Origin of the sequence: Saccharothrix sabaoui (assembly GCF_051756985.1) — a bacterium.
In the GTDB taxonomy this organism is placed as follows: domain Bacteria; phylum Actinomycetota; class Actinomycetes; order Mycobacteriales; family Pseudonocardiaceae; genus Actinosynnema.
Genome location: NZ_JBPKJK010000082.1, coordinates 19,411 through 38,507, shown reverse-complemented (window position 1 = coordinate 38,507; position 19,097 = coordinate 19,411). Strand labels below are relative to the sequence as shown.

Sequence of the window (19,097 nt, the reverse complement as noted above, 5' to 3'; positions counted from 1 at the left end):
CGACCAGGGAGCGGATGTCGGCCACGTGCTGGAAGTCCATCACCGGCACGACCACGTTCAGGCGCTCCATGGTCATGGTGACGACCTCGGCCCGGTCGATGCTGTTCGCGCCCAGGTCGGACATCGCCGCGTCGATGGTGACGCTCTCGCGCGGGATGCCCGGCACCACGGTGAGCAGGTTGTCCCGCACCACCGCGAAGATCTCGTCGTGGGTCATGGTGTCCCTCCGGGGGTTCAGCGCCACTCGTACTGGCGGTGGTAGTCCTGCACGCGGCTGAGCACGAGCATCGGTTCGCGGTCGGGGACGCGGTCCAGGTACTCGTCCCACCTGGGCAGGTCGACCTCGCGGTCGCGCACCGGCACCAGGCAGCGCAGCGTGTCCTTGAGCAGCAGGTCGTACTCGGCGAAGGTCAGCTCGGCGCGCGCGTCCAGTCGCTCGGCGATGCGGGCCGCGCGCACGGTGGCCGCCGCGCGCGGGTCGGTGACGCCGCTGAAGAACTCGGCCGAGCAGCCGGAGCCGTAGGAGTACAGGCCGAGCCGGACGCCGCCGCCGATCGCGGCGTTGTCGATGGCGCTGGCCAGGCCCAGGTAGACCGAGCCGGAGCACAGGTTGCCCACCCGGCTCGCGTACGCCGTCGCGGGCCGCAGCCGGCGTTCGAAGTCGGCCTCGACCTCCGCCGGTGCGGCGCGGCGCAGGTCGCGCATCATCTTGCGGTGCGCGGCCTTGACCAGCCCGACGAACGGGGTGTGCATGACGAGGTGGTCGAACGTGTCGACGAAGTCGGCGTCCTCCACCTTGTCGGCGTAGTCGGCGAAGCTGTTGGCCAGGCAGTCGAGGTAGGCGAACAGCGAGCGGTCCACGTCGGCGACGTCGAACTCCGGCGTCGGCCGCGCCGAGTCGAGCGTCTCGTAGCTGTGGTTGCCGAAGGCGCCGAGGTCCATCGCCAGCACGGCCGGGTCGTCGCCCAGCAGCACGGCCGCCGCGCCGTGGCCGGTGGCGGGTTCGGCGTACTCGGCGCGCGCGTCGACCAGGGCCACGTCGGTGGCGATGACCAGCGCCTTCGCCCCCGGTGACAGGCCGGAGGCGAGGTAGCCCACGGCGAGCTGCACGGCGGCCGTCGCCGCGTAGCACGCCTGCTTGACCTCCACCACGCGGCACTTCGGCGACAGCCCGAGGTGCTTGTGCACGTAGGAGGCCACCGACTTGCTGAAGTCCACACCGGACTCGGTGGAGGTGACCAGCAGCTCGATCCGGTCCCGTTCGGCGGGGTCGAGCGCGTCCACGACCGGCTTGGCGGCGTTGACCGCGTTGGTGACCGGGTCCTCCACCGGCAGGCCGATGGAGCGCTCGGACATCATCAGGTTCGCCAGCCGCGCCGGGTCCAGCCCCCGGCCCCGGAACAGCTCGGGCACCGGGATGTACGCGACCCCGAGGTAGGCGTTGACGGCCTCGATCCCGTAGGCGCTCACACCGGCCTCCGCTCCAGCAGCCGGTCGACGAGGGCGTCGAGGTCGGGCAGGCCGCTGAAGTCCGACATCGGCGCGACCACGCCGAGCCGGTCCATGGCCTCGACCACGATCTCCACCCGGTCCACCGAGTCCGCGCCCAGCTCCTTGAGGCTGTTCGCGGTGGCCACCCGGGCGGGGTCGGCCGCCGGCAGGATCACCGAGATCACCTCGCGCACCACGCGCTCCACCTCCGGCCGGCCGCTCACGCCGCACCCCAGGTCAGCTCCTGGGAGGCCACGGCGACCACCGCGCCGGTCTCCCTGTCGCGCAGGACCACGTCCACCACCTCGTCCGTCCACCCGCCGGGGGAATGGGTCAGCCACGACGACACCCCGGCGGTGAGGACGGTGTCGGCGTCGACGTTGCTCAGGTAGCACAGCCGCCGCGCGCGGGTCCGCCGCGCGAGGAACGCGGCGCCGGGGCGGCCGGCGGAGCGCCACGCCGCCAGCAGCGCCCCGTCCACGATCGAGAAGTAGGCGGCGAAGTAGACCAGGCCCACGCCGTTGAGGTCGCGGGTCGGGTCGATGCGGTAGTCGGTGGTGAACCCGGTGATGCCGGGCTCGCCGGTGCTCGCCGGGCCGGACGCGGTGAGGTCCCGCAGGGTCAGCTGCTGCCGGGCCTGCGCGCAGGCCAGCCGTGGCGAGTGCTCGCGGGGCAGCTCCGGCAGGTGCGCGGTGGTGAACCCCGGCGGCGAGGCGCGCACCAGGCCGCGGTTGCTGCCGGGCGCGGACCGGGAGACCCAGCGGTTGAAGTTCAGCGCGTACAGGCAGTCCGGGCGGCGGTCCTCGAAGAACTCCGCGGGCTCCAGGGACGGGTCGGCCGCGCCCTCGCTGCCGGCCGGGGCGACGCGGTGCAGCGTCGCGACCGACTCGGCGCCGCAGGCGAACACGGCGGTGCGCACGTCGATCCGGTCGCCGAAGGTGAAGCCCGCCGGGTCCGCGCCCCACACGTCGAACAGCTGGAACGCCAGGTACGTCGGCTCGCCGTCCGCGTTGCGGGCGGTCAGCGCGTCGACGCCGCACGCGGCGCTGACCGCGTTCCACGTCCAGTCGCCGAGCCGCCCGACGAACAGCGAGTTCGGGCCGCACATGGCCGGGCTGAGCACGAACTCCTGCGAGCTGGTGGCCGTCGCGCTGGTCATCGCGCACCCCCGGCCGGGGCGGTGGTGGACCGCTCGGCGAGGAACCCGTCGAGCAGGGCGTTGAACCGGTCGGCCGCCGTCAGGCTCGGGAAGTGCCCCGCGTCGGGGAACTCGTGGAACCGGACGTCGGGCAGGGTGCCGTGCAGCAGGTGCCCGGTCTTGAGCGGGATGACCGTGTCCAGCGCGCCGTGCACCTGGAGCACCGGCACGTCCAGCTCCGGCAGGTGCGGCAGCAGGCCGGGGTCGGTGGCGAACTCGTCGAGGTAGCGCAGGCCGGTGTGGGTGCTCATGCTCTCGCAGCGCAGCAGCATCCGCTGCAACCCGACCCGGTCGACGGTCACGCCGTTGCGCTCCAGGCGCCGGAAGTCCTCGTCGGCGACCAGGCTGAGCCGGTTCATCTCCCCCGCCCGGTTGCCCACCCGGTAGGAGCTGCCGATCAGGGTCAGCGACGCCGTGCGCGCCCGGTGCCGCAGCGCGAACGCCATCGCCACGATGCCGCCGAACGACGCGCCCGCCACGTGCACCGGGCCGGTGATCCCCAGCGCGTCGAGCGTGCGCCCGAACAGGTCCGCCAGGCCGTTGACCGAGATGTCCGTGGCCTCGGTCGTCGCGCCGACCCCGGAGTGGTGCACGGCCAGCACGCGGTACCGGTCGGCCAGCGCGGCGAACTGCGGCCCGAAGAACCCCGCCCCGATGTTGAACGGGTGCATCAGCAGCAGCGTCTCGCCGGAACCGGCGGTGAACGCCTCCACCTCCCCCGAGCCGACCCGGACCAGCACCCGGCGCACGTCCGGCCGGAACCCGGTCAGCACGGCGAGGTTCTCGTCCAGCGGGCGGTGCCCCTCGTCCATCGCCTCCCGCACGTCGTCGGGCAGCAGGTCGGCCGGGTAGTAGGCGGCCTCCGCCGCGCCGGTGCCGCCCGCGTCCGCCGCGCGCACCAGCGCGGGGGGCGTGCCGCCGGAGCGCGCCAGCGCGGCCAGCCTCGCCCCCGCCTCGGCGGCCCGCGCGGCGGTCGTGCCGACCGGGACGGCCAGCCGGATCAGCGTGCCGCCGTCCAGGTGCGGGGCGGCGCGGACGCCGGTGGCGCGGAAGACCCACGCCAGCGCGGACGCCACCACGTGCTCCAGCCCGTCGGCGCCGGGCAGCCGGGCCGCGTCGAGCAGCACGGCGTGCCCGCCCGCCGGGCCCACGACCGGCAGGCCGGCGTCGACCATCGCCCGCCACAGGACGCGCACGGCCTCCATCCGCTCCAGCACGGCCCGTTCCGCGCCGGCGGTGTCCGCGAGCGCGGCCGTCATCACCCGCCGGGTCGCCAGGCCGGCCTCGACGCCGCGCAGCGCGACCTGCTCGCGCAGGGACGCGGCGAGTTCGTCGTCGTCGGTGAGCACGAGCCCGCCCGACGTGACGCCGTAGTCCTTCGACAGGCCCATCGTCACCGCCCGCACGCCGGCGAGCAGCTCGGCCAGCACGTCCACCAGCGGGCGGTCCGGGGTGCGCAGCTCGTGCTCGCGGACGAACGCCGCGTTCTCCAGGCCGCGCGTGGCGTCGAGGACCAGCGGCACGCCGTGCCGGTCCGCGACCTCCCGCACGCCGCGCAGGTTGGCCAGCGACACCGGGTGCCCGCCGCGGGCGTTGGTGCTCAGCTCGACGCACACGAACGACACGCGGCCCCCGCGCGCGGTGAGCGCGCGGTCCAGCTCGGCGAGGTCCAGGTCGCCCAGGAACGGTTCGGCGGCCCGGGGGTCGACGCGGACCGGCACCGGGGTGAAGCCGTGGTCCAGCTCGCTGACCGCCCAGGTGGGGAACAGCGCGTTCTGCACGACGTGGCCCCGGCGACCGGGCCAGGCGCGGCAGAGCAGCGCCTCCGCCGACCGGCCCGAGTTGGTGGGCACGACGCAGCGGTGCGGCAGCGGCGCGGTGACGCCGTACGCGCCGGCGACCAGGTCCACGGTGGCCGTGACGTCCCGGGCCGCGGTGGCGAGGCGGGCGGAGTGGTCCCGCACGTGCGGGGTGTCCAGCTCGGTCCAGGAGTCCGTGGTGAAGTCGAACTCCACGTCGTGGGCCGGGACGCGCAGCGGGTTGTGCCCCGCCCGGGACAGGGCCTTGTCCCGGCGTGCCGCGCCGTCGTCGGTGGGCAGCGGTGCCGGTGTGGGACGCGGGGTCGCGCGCCGCACGGTCGCGGTCGCGTTCTCGGTCTCGGTCTCCGGTTCCGGTTCGGTGGTCGCGCGGTCCTGTGCGGTGATGGCCGGCGGGTTGGCGATCATCAGGATGATCGACGCGACGTCGGCGGCCGGCTGGTCGGCCGGTTGGCACAGGTAGACCGGGTGGTTGGTGGTCTGGAACTTGTTCTTGAAGCGGAAGTTGCCCTCGCCGGTGAACACGCCCAGGGAGCGCAGCTCGGCCAGGCCGCGCTCGACGTCCGGGTCGGCGTTGGGCGAGCCGGTGAGCCGGACGCCGAAGGTCCCGCCGAAGCTGAACGAGGTGTCGCCCTCGGCGGCCAGCCTGCGGATGATCTCCACGATGCCGTGCTCCAGGCAGCCGCGCGGGGTGCTCTCCCGGTAGAACTCCAGGTCGAGCAGGTGCCCCCGCTCGGACGGGATGCGCGTGACGATGATCGCGCTCTGGAGCACCCCGTCGAGCCTGGTGAGGAACATGCGGTGCCGGGGGCCGAGGACGCCGCGGCCGATCTCGTCGCGCACCGTGCGCACGTAGGGGTTGACCATGTCCTTCTGGGCCGCCCAGTCGCCGATCAGCTCGGCGACCGCCGCGTCGGTGGCCGGGTCCGAGCCCACGGCGTACTCGACCACCTCGGCCTTGCCCGCCCGCTCGAACCGGCTGATCTGGTTGCGCAGCTTGCGCGCCCTCGGCCCGTCGACGTCGAACGCCGACAGGTCCTCGATGCGCTGGACCGCGCCGAACGGGGTCGCCGACAGCGGCCGGCCACCGGCCTCGGCCAGCGGTGACATCGCCAGGAACGCGGGCTTCGCGCCCTGGGCCGCCGCGTGCGCCAGCCATTCCCCCGCCAGTTCCGGCAGGTAGTCGGCGGTGCCGACGTAGCTCCACGCGAACAGCACGTCACCGCGCCGGGAGAAGTGGAAGTAGCCCTCGCGCCGGGAGCCCAGGAAGATCAGCGGCGCGATGTCGCGCCCCGGGAGACCGCCTTCCTTGGCGTGCGCGAGGTCGAGCCGCCGCACCAGCTCGGCCAGCTCGGGCCGCTCGTCCAGCTCGCGCTTGCCGACGACCAGCTCGCCGCCCGCGACGGCGTCGGGCACCGTGCTCGGCTCGGCCCGCTCGGTGCCGGCGATCAGCTCGGCGACGCCCGGCCCGAACACCTCGTCGAGGTGGGCCGCGAGGCGGGCCGGGGTCGGGTGGTCCAGCAACAGCGTCTTGCGCAGCGCGCCGAGGCCGCGTTCCAGGGCGGCGACGACCCGCAGCAGGTCGAACGACGTGAAGCCGCTGTCCTCGAAGGTGGCCTCCGGTTCGACCCGGTGCCCGACGGTGTCGAGGACGAACCCGATCAGCGCGTCGACGGTGGAGCGGGACTCCGGGGCCGGGGCTGGGATCGGGGTCGGGGCTGGGATCGGGGTCAGGGCTGGGATCGGGGTCGGGGCCGGGGCGTCGGGGGCGGCGACCAGGGGCGCGACGAAGTTCGCCAGCAGATCGACGGTGTCGTGGTCGTACAGCTCGACGGCCTTGAGGTCGAGCTCGAAGGTCGAGTTGATCAGCCGCACCAGGTCCATCCGGTAGATGGAGTCGAGGCCCAGCTCACCGAACGGGCGGTCGGGCTCGATCTCGTCGGCGGGGGTGCCGAGGATGTCGGCCAGCCGTTCGGTGACCACCTGGGCGACCCGGGCGATCGCCGCCGCCGGGGCCGGGACCGGGGTGGCTGCGGGCGTGGGCGGGGCGGCCACAGGCGCGGGCGCGGGCTGGACGGGGGCCGCCACAGCGGGCGCGGGCGGCGCGGGGGCAGGTGGCGCGGGGGCGACCGGTGCGGGCTCCGCGCCCGGCCGCGACAGCTTGATCTTGGGGCGCTGCGGCGCGGGCTTCGCGGCTGGGCGCACGGTGGCCTCCTCGGTGGTGGGTGTCGCGACGCTCGGCGTCACGGTCGCCGTCGGCGTCGCGGTCGGCGTCGCCGTCGGCGTCGCGGTCGGCGTCGGCGTCACGGTCGGCGTCGGCATCGCGGTCTGCGTCGGCATCGTGGTCGGCGTTTCGATCTCGGTGTCGAACCAGTGGCGGTCGGCGGCGAACTCCGTGCCGGGCAGTGGGACCCGGCGGGGTGCCGGGCCGGGCAGGCAGGTCGCCCAGTCCACCTCCGCGCCCCGCACCCAGGCGCGGACCAGGTCGCCGGGGGACGCCCCCGGTTCGGCGGGTGCCTCGCCCCTCCTCGCCCGGCCGCGGTGGACCCGGTCGTCGTCCAGGTCGCGCAGGAGCGCGATCAGCTCGTCCCGGTCCGCCGCCACGAACGCGGCGCGCTCGGGCAGCGCGTCCCGACCGTGCCGGAGCACGTGCGCGACCGTGGCCGGGTCGAGGTCGGCGCGCTCGACGTGGTCGGCCAGCGCCCGTGCGGTGCGGCGCAGCGCGTCCCCCGTCGAGGCGGACAGCGGCACCACGACCGGACCGGTGGGCACCGGCAGGTCGGGGGCGCTCGGCGCGGACTCGACGACCACGTGGGCGTTGGCGCCGCCGAACCCGAACGAGCTGACCCCGGCCCGGCGGACCGGCACGTCCGACCAGTCCACCGGCTCGGTGGCGAGCCGCAGCGGCGTGCCGTCGAGCCGGACGAGCGGGTTGACCTCGGTGACGTGCAGGGTCGCGGGCACCACGCCGCGCGACACCGCGAGCAGCGCCTTCACCAGGCCCGCCACGCCGGCCGCCGCCTCCAGGTGGCCGATGTTGGACTTCACCGACCCCAGGGCGACGTGGGCCGTGCCGGCGGGCGGCAGGCCGTGGTCGGCGTAAAGGGTGTCGAAGGCGCGCTTGAGCCCTTCGACCTCCACCGGGTCGCCGAGGGCGGTGCCGGTGCCGTGCGCCTCCACGTAGCCGACGGTGCGCGGGTCGACGCCGGCGGCGCGGTGGGCGCGCACCACCACCTGGGCCTGCGCCTCGGGGTTGGGCGCGGTCAGCGACGCGGCCCGGCCGCCGTGGTTGACCGCCGAACCGGTGACGACACCGTAGACGTGGTCGCCGTCCGCCACGGCCGCCCGCAGCGGCTTGAGCAGCAGCACGCCGCAGCCCTCGCCGCGCACGTAGCCGTCCGCGCCGGCCGCGAACGCCTGGCACGCCCCGGTGGGGCTGAGCATCCCGGACTGGGTGAACGCGCTGAACAGCCCGGGGCTGAGCAGGACGTTCACCCCGCCCACCAGCGCCAGGTCGCACTCCCCCGCCTTCAGCGCGGCGACGGCCCGGTGCACGGCCACGAGGGAGCCCGAGCACGCGGTGTCGACCGCTTCGCTGGGTCCGCGCAGGTTGAGCAGGTAGGACACCCGGTTGGCCAGCACGGAGTGGGCGATGCCGGTGGCGGTGTGCGCCCGCACCGGCACGCCGTGATCCTTGAGCAGGTCGTCGTAGTCGGAGGTGGACACCGCCGCGAACAGGCCGGTGCTCGTGCCCGCCAACGAGGACGGCCGGTAACCGGCGTCCTCGACCGCGCGCCACGTGGTCTGGAGGAACAGCCGCTGCTGCGGGTCCATCAGCGCCGCCTCGCGCGGGGCGATGCCGAACAGCCGGGCGTCGAACCGGTCCACGTGGTCGAGGAACCCGCCGCGGACGCCCGCCGCCTGCTCGTCGGCCAGCAGGTCGGTGCGGTCGGCGGGCACCGGGCCGACCAGGTGCCGGCCCGCGAGCAGGTTGTCCCAGAACGACTCGACGTCCGGTGAGCCGGGGAACACCCCGGCCATGCCGATGACGGCGATCCCGTCCGGGAGCGCGGCCGGTGCGGGCGCGGGCGCGGGTGCGGCCTCCGGCTCCTGCCCAACGGCGACGGCGGTGTCGGCGGCGTCGGCGGCGTCGTTGGGGTCGGTGTCGGCGGCAGCAGCGGTGGCCGTGGTCGCGGCGGCGATCTCGGCCCGGTGCTCGCGGTCGAGGTATGCGGCGAGCGCGCCCAGGGTGGGGTGCTCGAACAACACCGTCGGCAGCAGGTCCAGGCCGTAGCGCTCGTTGAGCCGGTTGACCAGTTCGGTGAGCGTGATCGAGTCGAAGCCCTGCTCCAGCAGCTCCGCGTCCAGCTCCACGTCGTCCGGTTCGACCAGCAGGAAGTCCGCGGCCAGCGCCTGGAGGTCGGCCGTCACGACCGGCAGGACCGACGCCACCGGGCCACCGGCGGCCGGGACCTGCCGGGTCGCGCGGTCGGCCTCGGCCGCACCAGCTGTGGCGGCGGTCGAGACGGTCACCCTGCTGACCCCGCCGGCCACGGCGCGGTCGAACGCGGCCAGGGCGGCAGCGGTGGGCAGCGGGCGCAGGCCCCAGCGACGCCGCAGCAGCTCCTCGGTCGCGCCGTCGACGGTCATCCCGCCCTCGGCCCACAGCGACCAGCCGATCGACACGGTGCGGCCCGCGCGCAGCCCCGCCGCGCGGCGCTGGTCGCGCTGCTCGGCGAACGCGTCCAGGAACGCGTTGGCGTAGGCGTAGTCGGCCTGGCCGGGGTTGCCGGTCTCGGCGACCACCGAGGAGAACAGCGCGAAGAACTCCAACGGCTGGTCCGCGGTCGCCTCGTCCAGGGCGAGCGTCCCCGCCACCTTGGGCCGCAGCACGGCGGCCAGGTCGTCGGCCGTCTTGACGACGAGTCGGGAGTCCCGCCGCACCCCGGCGGCGTGCACGACGCCGCGCAGCGGACCGACCCGCTCCACCAGCGCGCGCAGCGCGACCGGGTCGGCGACGTCGACCACCTCGTGCGTCGCGCCCGGGATGGCCGCCACCAGCGCCCGCCGCCGGTCGTCGAGCGCCGAGCGCCCCGCCAGGACGACGGTCCCGCCGCGGCGGGCGAGGTGGCGGGCGACGTGCAGGCCGACCGCGCCCGCGCCACCCGTCACCAGGTAGGTGCCCCCGGTCGACGGGGTGGTCGGCGCACCGGGGTCCCACCCGGTCGACGACTTGACCAGGCGTTGCCCGCCGGCGTGCCGCACCTCGGTCACGCCGGCCTCGCAGGACAGCAGTTCCGCGGCGGTCGCCTCGGCCAGCTCGGCGGCCGGGGCGGCGGCCCGCGCGCCCTCGAAGCCCACCACGACGGCCCGCAGGCCGGAGTGCTCCAGCGCGGCGGTGCGCAGGGCCCCGGCGGCGGCCACGTCGTGCGGTCGGGCGTGGGCGGTGGACGCCGAGTAGGTGTAGACCGCCCGCACCGGCCTCGGGCCGCCTTCGGCGAGGACGGCGGCGGTGAGCCACAGGAACGGGGCGAACCCGTGCCCGATCTCGTGCGCCACCTCGGCGGCGGAGGACGGGGCCGCGCCGGGGTCCCAGCAGCGGACCACGGCGTCGGGCAGCACCCCCCGGATCGCGAGTTCGCGCACCACCAGCCCGTACTGGGCCTGCTCGCCGGCGACGACCTCGTGCGTGCGGTGGTCGACCCAGCCGTGCAGGACGCCGGGCACGAGCACGACGCAGCGGACGCCGTCGCGTTCCAGGCGGTCGGCGACGGCCTCGCCGGTCTCCGCGTCGGAGGCCAGCAGGACGGCGGTCGTGGGCGCGTCACCGGCAGGTGCGGTCGCGGCCGGCCGCCAGACCGGCGTGGCGTAGGAGCACTCGTCCACCGTCCCGGTGGCCCGGATCTCCAGCCCGCGCAGCGACACCAGCGGTCGACCGCCGGAGGTGGTCAGGTCTGCGTCGTACAGCTCGCGCGGACCGGTTCCGCCCACGCGGGTCACGTGCACCTCGCACGGACCGGCGAGCACGTCGTGCACGGCCAGCTCGGCCAGCGCCACCGGGACGCGCACCGACGACCCGCCGCACGCGGCGGCCACCGCCTGGAGCGCGCCGTCGAGCAGGGACGCGTCCACATCGGACCGGGGAGCCACCCGGGGGCTGAGCCGCGCCCACGCCACGCCCTCGCCGGTGCGCAGCTCGTCCACGACCCGCAGCCCGGGACCGTGGGCGAGGCCGGCGGCGGCCATGCCCGCGTAGAACCCGGCGACGTCGACGGTGTCGGTGCAGCGGTCCGCGACCGACACGGGCGGGCGGGGCGGGGCGGGGTCGTCGGAGAGCAGCCCGGAGGCGAGGAGCGCGCCGGCCACGCGCACCGCGAAGCGGGTGCCGCCGTCCGCGGGGGTGAGGTCGACCGGCACCGGTCCGGGCAGGTCGTCCACGAGCACCGGCGCGTGCCAGCGCAGGTCGCGCAGGACCGCGGCGGGGTGCCGGTCGCGCGCCGACTCGACCACGGCGGCGGCGGGCAGCCAGCGGACACCGCCGACCCGGTGATCGGCCAGGTGCTCGGGCACACCGGCCCCCGACTGGTCGACGACCGACCGCTCCACGGCGACCTGTTCGGCGGCCAACCGCTCCACGGCGGCCCGATCGGCAGCGGCCCGGTCGGCGGCCGACTGACTGGCGGCAGGCTGGTCCGCGGCGAGTCGGTCGGCGGCCAACTGGTCGGCAGCGAGCCGGTCAGCGGCAGGCAGGTCAGCGATCGGTCCCGGTGCCCAGTAGCGGTTGCGGTGGTCGAACGGGTAGGTGGGCAGGGCGACCACGCGGGGCAGCGGGCCGGTCCAGCGGGCGCGCCAGTCCACCTCCGCGCCGGCGACCCAGGCCGCGGCGACGGTGGCCGGGGACGCGTCCGGCGGCACGACGGCGTCCGTGCGGACGGCGGTGCCCGACGTGACCGCCGGGTGCTCCCCACCACCGGCGAACGCCCGCAGCGCGTCGACCAGGCCCGCCAGGTCCGTCGTCCGCACGGCGACCCGCGCGGGCATCTCCCGCCTGCCGAGCTGGGTGGTCCGGGCGACCCGCGCCAGGTCGACGTCCCCGCCGGCCAGGTGGTCTGCGACCCGGCCGGCCAGGACGCCGAGCCGCTCGTGGTCGCGCGCGGACAGCACGACCAGGTGCTCGCCGCCGAACTCGACCTCGACCTCGGGCTCGACGCGCTCCGCCACGTGCTCCTCCAGGACGATGTGGACGTTGGCCCCGCCCGCGCCGAACGAGCTGACCCCGGCGCGGCGCGGGCGGCCGACGGGTTCGGGCCACGGCGCGGCCTCCCGCTGCACGCGCAGCGGCGAGTCCCGGAAGTCGATCTTCGGGTTGAGCCGCGTGAGGTTCGCGGCGGGCACGAGGGTGCGGTGCCGGAGCTGGAGCAGCACCTTGGTCAGGCCCGCGATGCCCGCCGCGCCCTCCAGGTGGCCCAGGTTGGCCTTCACCGAGCCCAGGGCGCACTCGTGCCCCTCGGCACGGCCCAGCGCCCGGTTCAGCGCGGCGACCTCGATCGGGTCGCCGAGCTGCGTGCCGGTGCCGTGCGCCTCGACGTAGTCCACGGTCGCCGGGTCCACGTCGGCGCGGCGCAGCGCCTCGGCGATCAGCGCCGCCTGCGCGCTCGGGTTGGGCACGGTGTAGCCGCTGGTCTTGCCGCCCGCGTTGGCGAAACCGCCCCGGATGACCGCCCACACGTCGTCGCCGTCGGCGAGCGCGTCGGCCAGCGGCTTGAGCAGCACCGCGCCGACGCCCTCGCCCGGCACGTAACCGTCGGCGGCGGCGTCGAACGCGCGGCAGCCGTCGCCGCCGGCGAGCATGGTCATGCCGGACAGCGCCACCAGGTGCGCGGGGTGCAGCACCAGGTTCACCCCGCCCGCGACGGCCTGCCGGCACTCGCCCCGGCGCAGGCTCTCGCACGCCAGGTGCACGGCCGTGAGCGACGACGAGCACGCCGAGTCGACGGCCAGGCTCGGACCGGTCAGGTCGAAGGTGTACGACACCCGGTTGGCGATGGACCAGTACGCCGAGTGCGCCGCCGGGAACTCGCCCCTGGGCCACCCGTCGACCGCCGCGAGCTTGCCGTAGGACCCGTACATCACGCCGACGAACACGCCGGTCTCGCGGACCGCGCCGTGCCGACCGAGGTGGCCGGTGCTCTCCAGCAGGTTCCAGCAGGTCTCCAGGAACAGCCGCTCCTGCGGGTCGACGGCCGCCGCCTCGCGCGGCAGCACGCCGAACAGCGGGGCGTCGAAGGCGGCGATGTCGTCGAGGAAACCGGCCCACCGGCCCCGGCTGCGGTGCGGGACACCGGGCCGGGGGTCGAAGTGGGTGCGCCAGTCCCACCGGTCGGCGGGCACCTCGGTCACGCAGTTGGCCCCGGCGAGCAGGTTGGTCCAGAGCGCGTCGAGGTCGGGTGACTTCGGGTACCGGCCGCTGACGCCGATGACGGCGATGTCGCCCTCCCGCACCTCCCGCGACCGCGTCACGGCGGGCGGGGCCGCAGCGGGTGCGGTCGCGACGGGGGCGGGCGCGGGGTCGTGGGCCGGGGTTCGCCGCGCGGCGAACGCGTCGGCCAGCCGGGCGGCCAGGTCCTCGACCGTGACGTGCTCGAACAGCAGGGTGGCGGGCAGCTCCCCCAGGTCCTCGGAGAACCGGCGCAGGATCTCGGCCCCGTTGAGCGAGTCGACGCCGAAGTTCTCGAACGTCTCGCGGTCGCCGATGGCCGACTCGGGCAGCTTCAGCACGGCCGCGAACACCGAGCGCACGTAGTCCCGCACCTCCCGGTCGGCGGAGGGCAGGGCGAGCCCGTACTCCGCGAACCGGTCGACGTCGGCCTTGAGCACCAGCGCCTGCCGCACACCGGAGGCCGACAGCGCGCGCAGGACGGCGAACCCCTCCTCGGGGGAGATCGACCCGACGCCGAGCGCCGCGAACCGGCGGGCGTGGGCCTCGTCCGCCACCGCGCCGACGCCGCCCCAGTAGCCCCAGTTGACGACCGTCGCGCCGGCCGCCGCCGCGACGGCGTCGAGCGCGGTGCTGCCCGCCGCGTAGTTGGCCTGCCCCGGCGGGCGGACGAACGACGCCGCGGAGGAGAACACCACGCGCACGTCCAGGTCCTCGTCGGCGACCGCGTCCAGCAGCGCGACCGCGCCGTCCCGCTTGGGTGCCAGCACGTCGGCGAACGCCTCGTCGGTCATCGTCGCGAGCGGACCGTCCCGCCACACGCCCGCGGCGTGCACGACGCCGTCGAGGCCGCCGAAGCGCTCCTTCGCCGCGCGCACCGCCCAGCGCGCCGACGCCGGGTCGGTCACGTCGGCGCTCAGGTAGAGCACCTGGCCGCCGGCGGCGGACACCCGCGCGGCGCGCTCGCCGATCGCGGCGTCGGAGGGGCGGCGCCCCACCCAGACCAGGTTGGCCCGGTGCTCGCGCGCCAGGTGCTCGCTCAGCGCCAGGCCGAGGCCGCCCGCGCCGCCGGTGATCAGGTAGGTGCCGCCGTCCGCGAACGCCGGCCGGGTCGGGGCGGGCAGCGCGAGGGGCGCGAACCGGCGCACGAGCCGCTGCCCGCCGCGCCACGCCACCAGCGGCTCGACCAGGTCCTCGGCGACGACCAGGGCCGCCGCCCGCGCGGTGTCGCCCGGCACGGTGTCGCCCGGCACGGTGTCGCCCAGCGCGGTGTCGTCCAGCGCGGTGTCGCCCGGCACGTCCACGCAGCCGACCCGCCAGCCCGCGTGCTCGGCCCCGGCGGCGCGCGCCAGGCCGATCAGCGCGGCGGCCTCGGGCCGCACGGGGTCGCCGTCGCGCACCGCCACCGCGTCGGCGAGGACGACCCGCACCTCCAGCGTCGGCCTGACCCGCGCCAGCGCGCGCAGCAGCCGGAACGCGGCCGGAACGGCGTCCGGGTCGGTCGTGCCGGCCGCCACCACGTACACCAGGTCGGCGGCGGGGTCGGCGGCGTCGAGCGCGGGCCGGCGGACGTCGTCGCCCGCGTGCTCGGCGGCCAGCGCGGCGGCGAGGGGTTCGCAGCCGGGGGCCGCGTGCACGGCGACGACCCGACGGGGGCCGACGACGCGGACCGGCGTGGGCGCGGGCGTCCACTGCGGCACGTAGACCGGGACCTGGACCGGGCTCGCCGCGCCCCGGTGCGGGCGCAGCGCGAGGCCGGAGAACGAGACCAGCACCCGCCCGTCCGCGTCGCACAGGCGCACGTCGAACCTGTCCTCACCGCTCGCGCGGACCGCGTGGGCGTGGGTCGGGACGCCGTCGTCGTGCACGACGACCTCGTCCACGCCGTGCGGGACCAGCGGCGTCGGGCGCTCACCCACCAGCGCGGCGACGGTCTGCAACGCACCGTCCAGCACGCGCGGGTCGGGGCGGTGCCCGACCGGTTCCCGGCGCGCGAGGGTGGCCAGCGCCTCGTCGTCACCGGCCCGCAGGTCGGTGACGACGCGGAAGCCGGGGCCGTAGCGCAGGCCGGCGCGGTCGAAGGCGGCGTACAGGTCGGTGACCGGCACGGACCGGCCGCACCGGGCGCGGGCGGCGGTCAGGTCGACACGTCGGGCCTCGCCCCCGGTGGTGACCCGACCCGTCGCGCAGGTCTCGCCGCCCTCCGGCGCGAGGCGGAAGGCCGTTCCGTCGAGGGTCAGGGTGGCGGTGGTGGGCCGGTCGACGACCAGGGGCCGCGACCAGGTCACGTCGCTCAGCCGCAGGGGTCCGGTGAGGCCGGCGCGCCGTGCGGCGGTCACCGCCAGGGCGACGGTGGCCGCACCGGGCAGCACGGGCTTGCCGGCCAGCACGTGGTCCACGACCAACGGGGCGTCGGGCTCCAGCGCCAGCGTCACCGGCCGGGTGTCCACCGCTCCGGCGGGCACCGGTCCGGCGAGCGCTGCAACCTCGGGCGCCGTGACCTCGGGGGTGGTGGCTTCGGGCGTCGTGACCTCGGGGGTGACGATCCAGTGCCGGTCGCGGGCGAAGGGGTAGTACGGCAACGACACGGGCCGGCCCGGCAGGTCGGCGAACACGGCGGCCAGGTCGCCCTCGCCGTGCTGCCAGTCCAGCGCGACCCGGTCGAGGTCGGTGTCGCCGCGGACCGGCTCCGCGCCGGCGAGGTGCCGGTCGAGCTGGGCGCGCAGGTCGGCCAGGTCCCGGGCGACGAACGCGACGCGGTGCCGGAAGTGCGCCCGGCGCACGGCGAGGGTGTGCGCGATGTCGGTCAGGTCGCCGCCGCCGAGCACGCCCGAGTGGATCATGCCGGCCGGTTCCAGCGCGGCCCGCAGGTCGGCGACCCGGGCGCGCAGCGCCTCCGGGGTCCGCGCGGACAGCGCCACCACGGACCGCTCGGGGCGCGGCCGGGGGTCGGCGGGCGCGGGCGGGGCCTCCTGGAGCACGACGTGGCAGTTGGTGCCGCTGAAGCCGAAGCTGCTCACCACGCCCGTGCGGACGCCGCTCGGTCCCGGGTACCAGTGCGCCCGGTCGGGCAGGACGCGCAGGGGTCCCCCGGCCAGGTCGATGTCCGGGTTGGCCTCGGTGAAGTGCGGCGACGGCGGCAGCTCGCCGTTGCGCAGCGCCAGCACGACCTTGACCAGGCTGGTGATGCCGGCGGCCAGGGTGGTGTGGCCGACGTTGGCCTTGACCGAGCCCAGGACGCCCGGCGCGCGCCGTCCGCCCAGCACCTCGGCGAGGGCCTTGACCTCGATGGGGTCGCCGAGCGCGGTGCCGGTGCCGTGGGCCTCGACGTAGTCGACGTCCTCGGCGGAGATGCCCGCGCGGGCGTGGACCGCGCGCAGCAGTGCCGCCTGCGAGGTGGCGCTGGGCGCGGTGATGCCGTTGGTGCGGCCGTCGCCGTTCACGCCGCCGGCGCGGATGACCGCGTGCACGCGGTCGCCGTCGGCCAACGCGCGGTCGAGGCGCTTGAGCACCACGGCGGCGCACGCCTCGCCGAGCACGATGCCGTCGGCGGAGGCGTCGAACGGCGCGCTGCGGCCGGTGGGCGAGAGCATCCCGGCCTTGCTGGTCCACACGTGCATCCGGGGCGTGTTCATCACGGCCACGCCGCCCGCGATGGCCGTGTCGCACTCGCCGGCGCGCAGGCTGTCGCACGCCAGGTGCACGGCGACCAGCGACGACGAGCAGGCCGTGTCCACCGCGATCGTCGGACCGGTCAGGTTCAGGTGGTAGGCGATGCGGGCGGGCAGGATCGACGTGGCGCTGCCCAGGAAGCTCTGGCCGGTGTCGTCCCGGCCGGCCTCCTCGACCAGCCGCAGGTAGTCGCCCGCGCCCGCGCCGACGAACACGCCGCACCGGCCGCCGCCGACCTGCCCGGCGTCCTCCAGCGCCGACCAGGCGGTCATCAGGAACAGCCGCTGCTGCGGGTCGACCAGTTCCGCCTCGGCGGGCGAGAGCTGGAAGAACGCGGCGTCGAAGCGGTCCACGTCGGACAACATCGCGGCCCAGCGGCTGTTCGTGGTGCCCGCGCGCAGGCGGTCGGGGTGGTAGACCGCGTCCACGTCCCAGCGCTCACGCGGCACCTCGCGGACGCTGTCGTGGCCGGAGACCAGGTTGTGCCAGAAGGTCGGCACGTCGGGCGCGTCCGGGAAGCGGCCGGACACGCCGATCACCGCGATGGCGTCACCGGGGTACGACTGCGGGCGCGGCTCCAACTGCGGCTTCGCCTCCGACTGCGGCTGTGGCTCCGGCTGCGACTTCGCCTCCGGCTGTGGCTCGGGCTGCGCCGCCGACTGTCGCTGCGGTTCGGGCTGCGGTTCAAGCTCCGACTCCGGTCGGTGCTCCGGCTCGGGGCGCGTCTCGGCGTCGGCCCGGGCGGGTTCGGACTCGTCGCCCTCCCCGGCCAGCGGGCTCCGCTCGGTGCGGACGCGGCGACCACGCGGCGCGGCCAGGGTCAGCGGCGCGGCGGCCGGCCGGGAGGGCGCGCTCAGCACGACCCTCGGCGGTCGGGACGCGGCCGGGACGCTGATCGCGAGAGCGGACGTCGCGGGGGCGGAGGTCGCGGAGGCGGAGGTCGCGGGGTCAACGGGGGCGGGGGCGACGGGGGCGGGTTGGGTGGGCGCATCTGCGAGGGCCGCGTCGAGCAGCGCCCGGGACCGGCCCGCGACCTCCAGCACGTGGTCGGTCAGCCGCTCGACGTCCGGGTGGTCGTAGACGGTCACGGAGTCCAGGTCGAGCCCGAACCGCTCGTTGACGGCCCGGACCAGGCTGACCGCACCGATGGAGTCCACGCCCAGCTCGCTGAACGTCCGACCGGGGTCGATCTCGTCGCGGTCCACGAAGAGCTGCGCGCACAGCGATTCCTCGATGACCTCGATCACCTCGGTCCGAGCGGGCAACGGACGCCCCATGGAGGGATGGGGGGATTGTTCAACAATCCGCGCGGCGGCGACAGGAGCAGGGGTGGCGGACGGCGAGGCGACCGGCGCAGTGGCGACGGGGGCAGTGGCACCAGCGGTGTAGGCAGTGGGAGCGGGAGCCGCCGGCACGGAAGCCACGGGCGCGGGGGTCGCCGGCACGGAGGTCACGGGCGCGGGGGTCACGGGCGCGGGGGTGCCGTTGCGGCGGAAGGCGTCGGCCTTGTCCTGGTGCGCGCGCACCCGTTCCAGCGATTCGGCCCCGAGCACCCGCTCGTGCAGCTCCACCTCCCGGCGCACCACACCCGACAGCTCGGCCAGCACCCGACCGGCCAGCTCCTCCTTGAGCGCGACGACGGCGGCACGCGGCTGGGCGGCGATCGACCGCGCCAGCTCCAGCGCCGCCGGCAGCACGTCGGCCGCGTCGTGCACGACGACGTGCGCGCCCCGCCGCTCCAGCTCGGCCCCGGACAGCGTCCGCGCGCCGAAGAACATCTCGGACGCCGTGGACGCGCCGAACCGGCGCTGGAGCGCCTGGGTGGCGCCGACCCCGGGCGTGAACCCGAACTTGAGGAAGTTCGCCGCGTACCCCGCTTCCCGGGCCAGCAGCACCACGTCCGCGTGCAGCCCGAACGCCAGGCCGCCGCCGGCGGCGTGGCCGTCCATCGCGGCGATCACCGGCAGCGGGCAGCGCGGCAGCCCCTCGTAGACGAACGGCGCGTCGGTGAACCGGCCGTTGCCGTCCGCGAGGTCGGCCAGCCCTTCCGGGGTACCGCCCATGCAGAACACGCCGTCCGAGCCGGTGAGCACGACGACCTTCAGGTCGGTGCGCGCCGCGACCTCGGCGAAGGTCGCCTCCAAGGCGGCCAGCAGCTCGGCCGTGAACATGTTGTGCCCGCCGCGCATGGTGACCAGGGCGATGCCCTCGGCGGGCACGCGCAGCTCGACGGGGGAGGCGGGGGACGCGGGGGTCTGCACCGTGGTCTCCTCGTGGTTCGGTGCGGCGGCCGGCGATGCGGAGCGCCACCGGCCCACCCAGTGGGCCTGCTCGCGGAACGGGTAGGTGGGCAGCGGGACGCGGCGGGCGCCGGGTTCGGCGCAGCGGTCCCACGGGACGTCGGCGCCGGCGACCCAGGCCGCGGCCAGCGCGGTGAGGTCGCCCGCGCGGTGCAGCTCCAGGCAGGTCCGCGGGTCGGGTG

5 protein-coding genes (1 of these 5 running past the window's edge) are annotated in these 19,097 nt (G+C 76.2%); all 5 read right to left on the bottom strand.

What is annotated here, in order from left to right; genetic code table 11:
• On the bottom strand, window positions 1-217 hold a 217-nt coding region (locus ACR807_RS24215), incomplete at its 3' end, for a phosphopantetheine-binding protein (RefSeq protein WP_438923690.1).
• A 17-nt stretch (window positions 218-234) separates the two neighbouring features.
• Window positions 235-1,470 carry a hydroxymethylglutaryl-CoA synthase family protein gene (locus ACR807_RS24210; RefSeq protein ID WP_438923689.1) on the bottom strand — a complete coding sequence of 412 codons (1,236 nt, stop codon included), beginning with the start codon at window positions 1,468-1,470 and terminating at the stop codon, window positions 235-237.
• Window positions 1,467-1,715 carry a phosphopantetheine-binding protein gene (locus ACR807_RS24205; protein ID WP_438923688.1) on the bottom strand — a complete coding sequence of 83 codons (249 nt, stop codon included), beginning with the start codon at window positions 1,713-1,715 and terminating at the stop codon, window positions 1,467-1,469. The genes ACR807_RS24210 and ACR807_RS24205 overlap by 4 nt, the downstream gene beginning before the upstream one ends.
• The gene (locus tag ACR807_RS24200) at window positions 1,712-2,650 is read right to left on the bottom strand and encodes an LnmK family bifunctional acyltransferase/decarboxylase (protein ID WP_438923687.1); all 939 of its coding nucleotides are present in this window, start codon (window positions 2,648-2,650) and stop codon (window positions 1,712-1,714) included. Before ACR807_RS24200 ends, ACR807_RS24205 begins: the two co-directional genes overlap by 4 nt.
• A protein-coding gene (locus ACR807_RS24195; RefSeq protein WP_438923686.1) for an SDR family NAD(P)-dependent oxidoreductase crosses the window boundary here: on the bottom strand, window positions 2,647-19,097 show its 3' portion. It continues 4,537 nt past the right edge of the window; the window shows 16,451 of its 20,988 coding nt (coding positions 4,538-20,988); its start codon lies off the right edge, out of view; its stop codon occupies window positions 2,647-2,649. The genes ACR807_RS24200 and ACR807_RS24195 overlap by 4 nt, the downstream gene beginning before the upstream one ends.

Bases quoted from the DNA above. Each gene is read 5' to 3' on its own strand.
- ACR807_RS24200 (WP_438923687.1), bottom strand. From the start codon at position 2,650: ATGACCAGCGCGACGGCCACCAGCTCGCAGGAGTTCGTGCTCAGCCCG.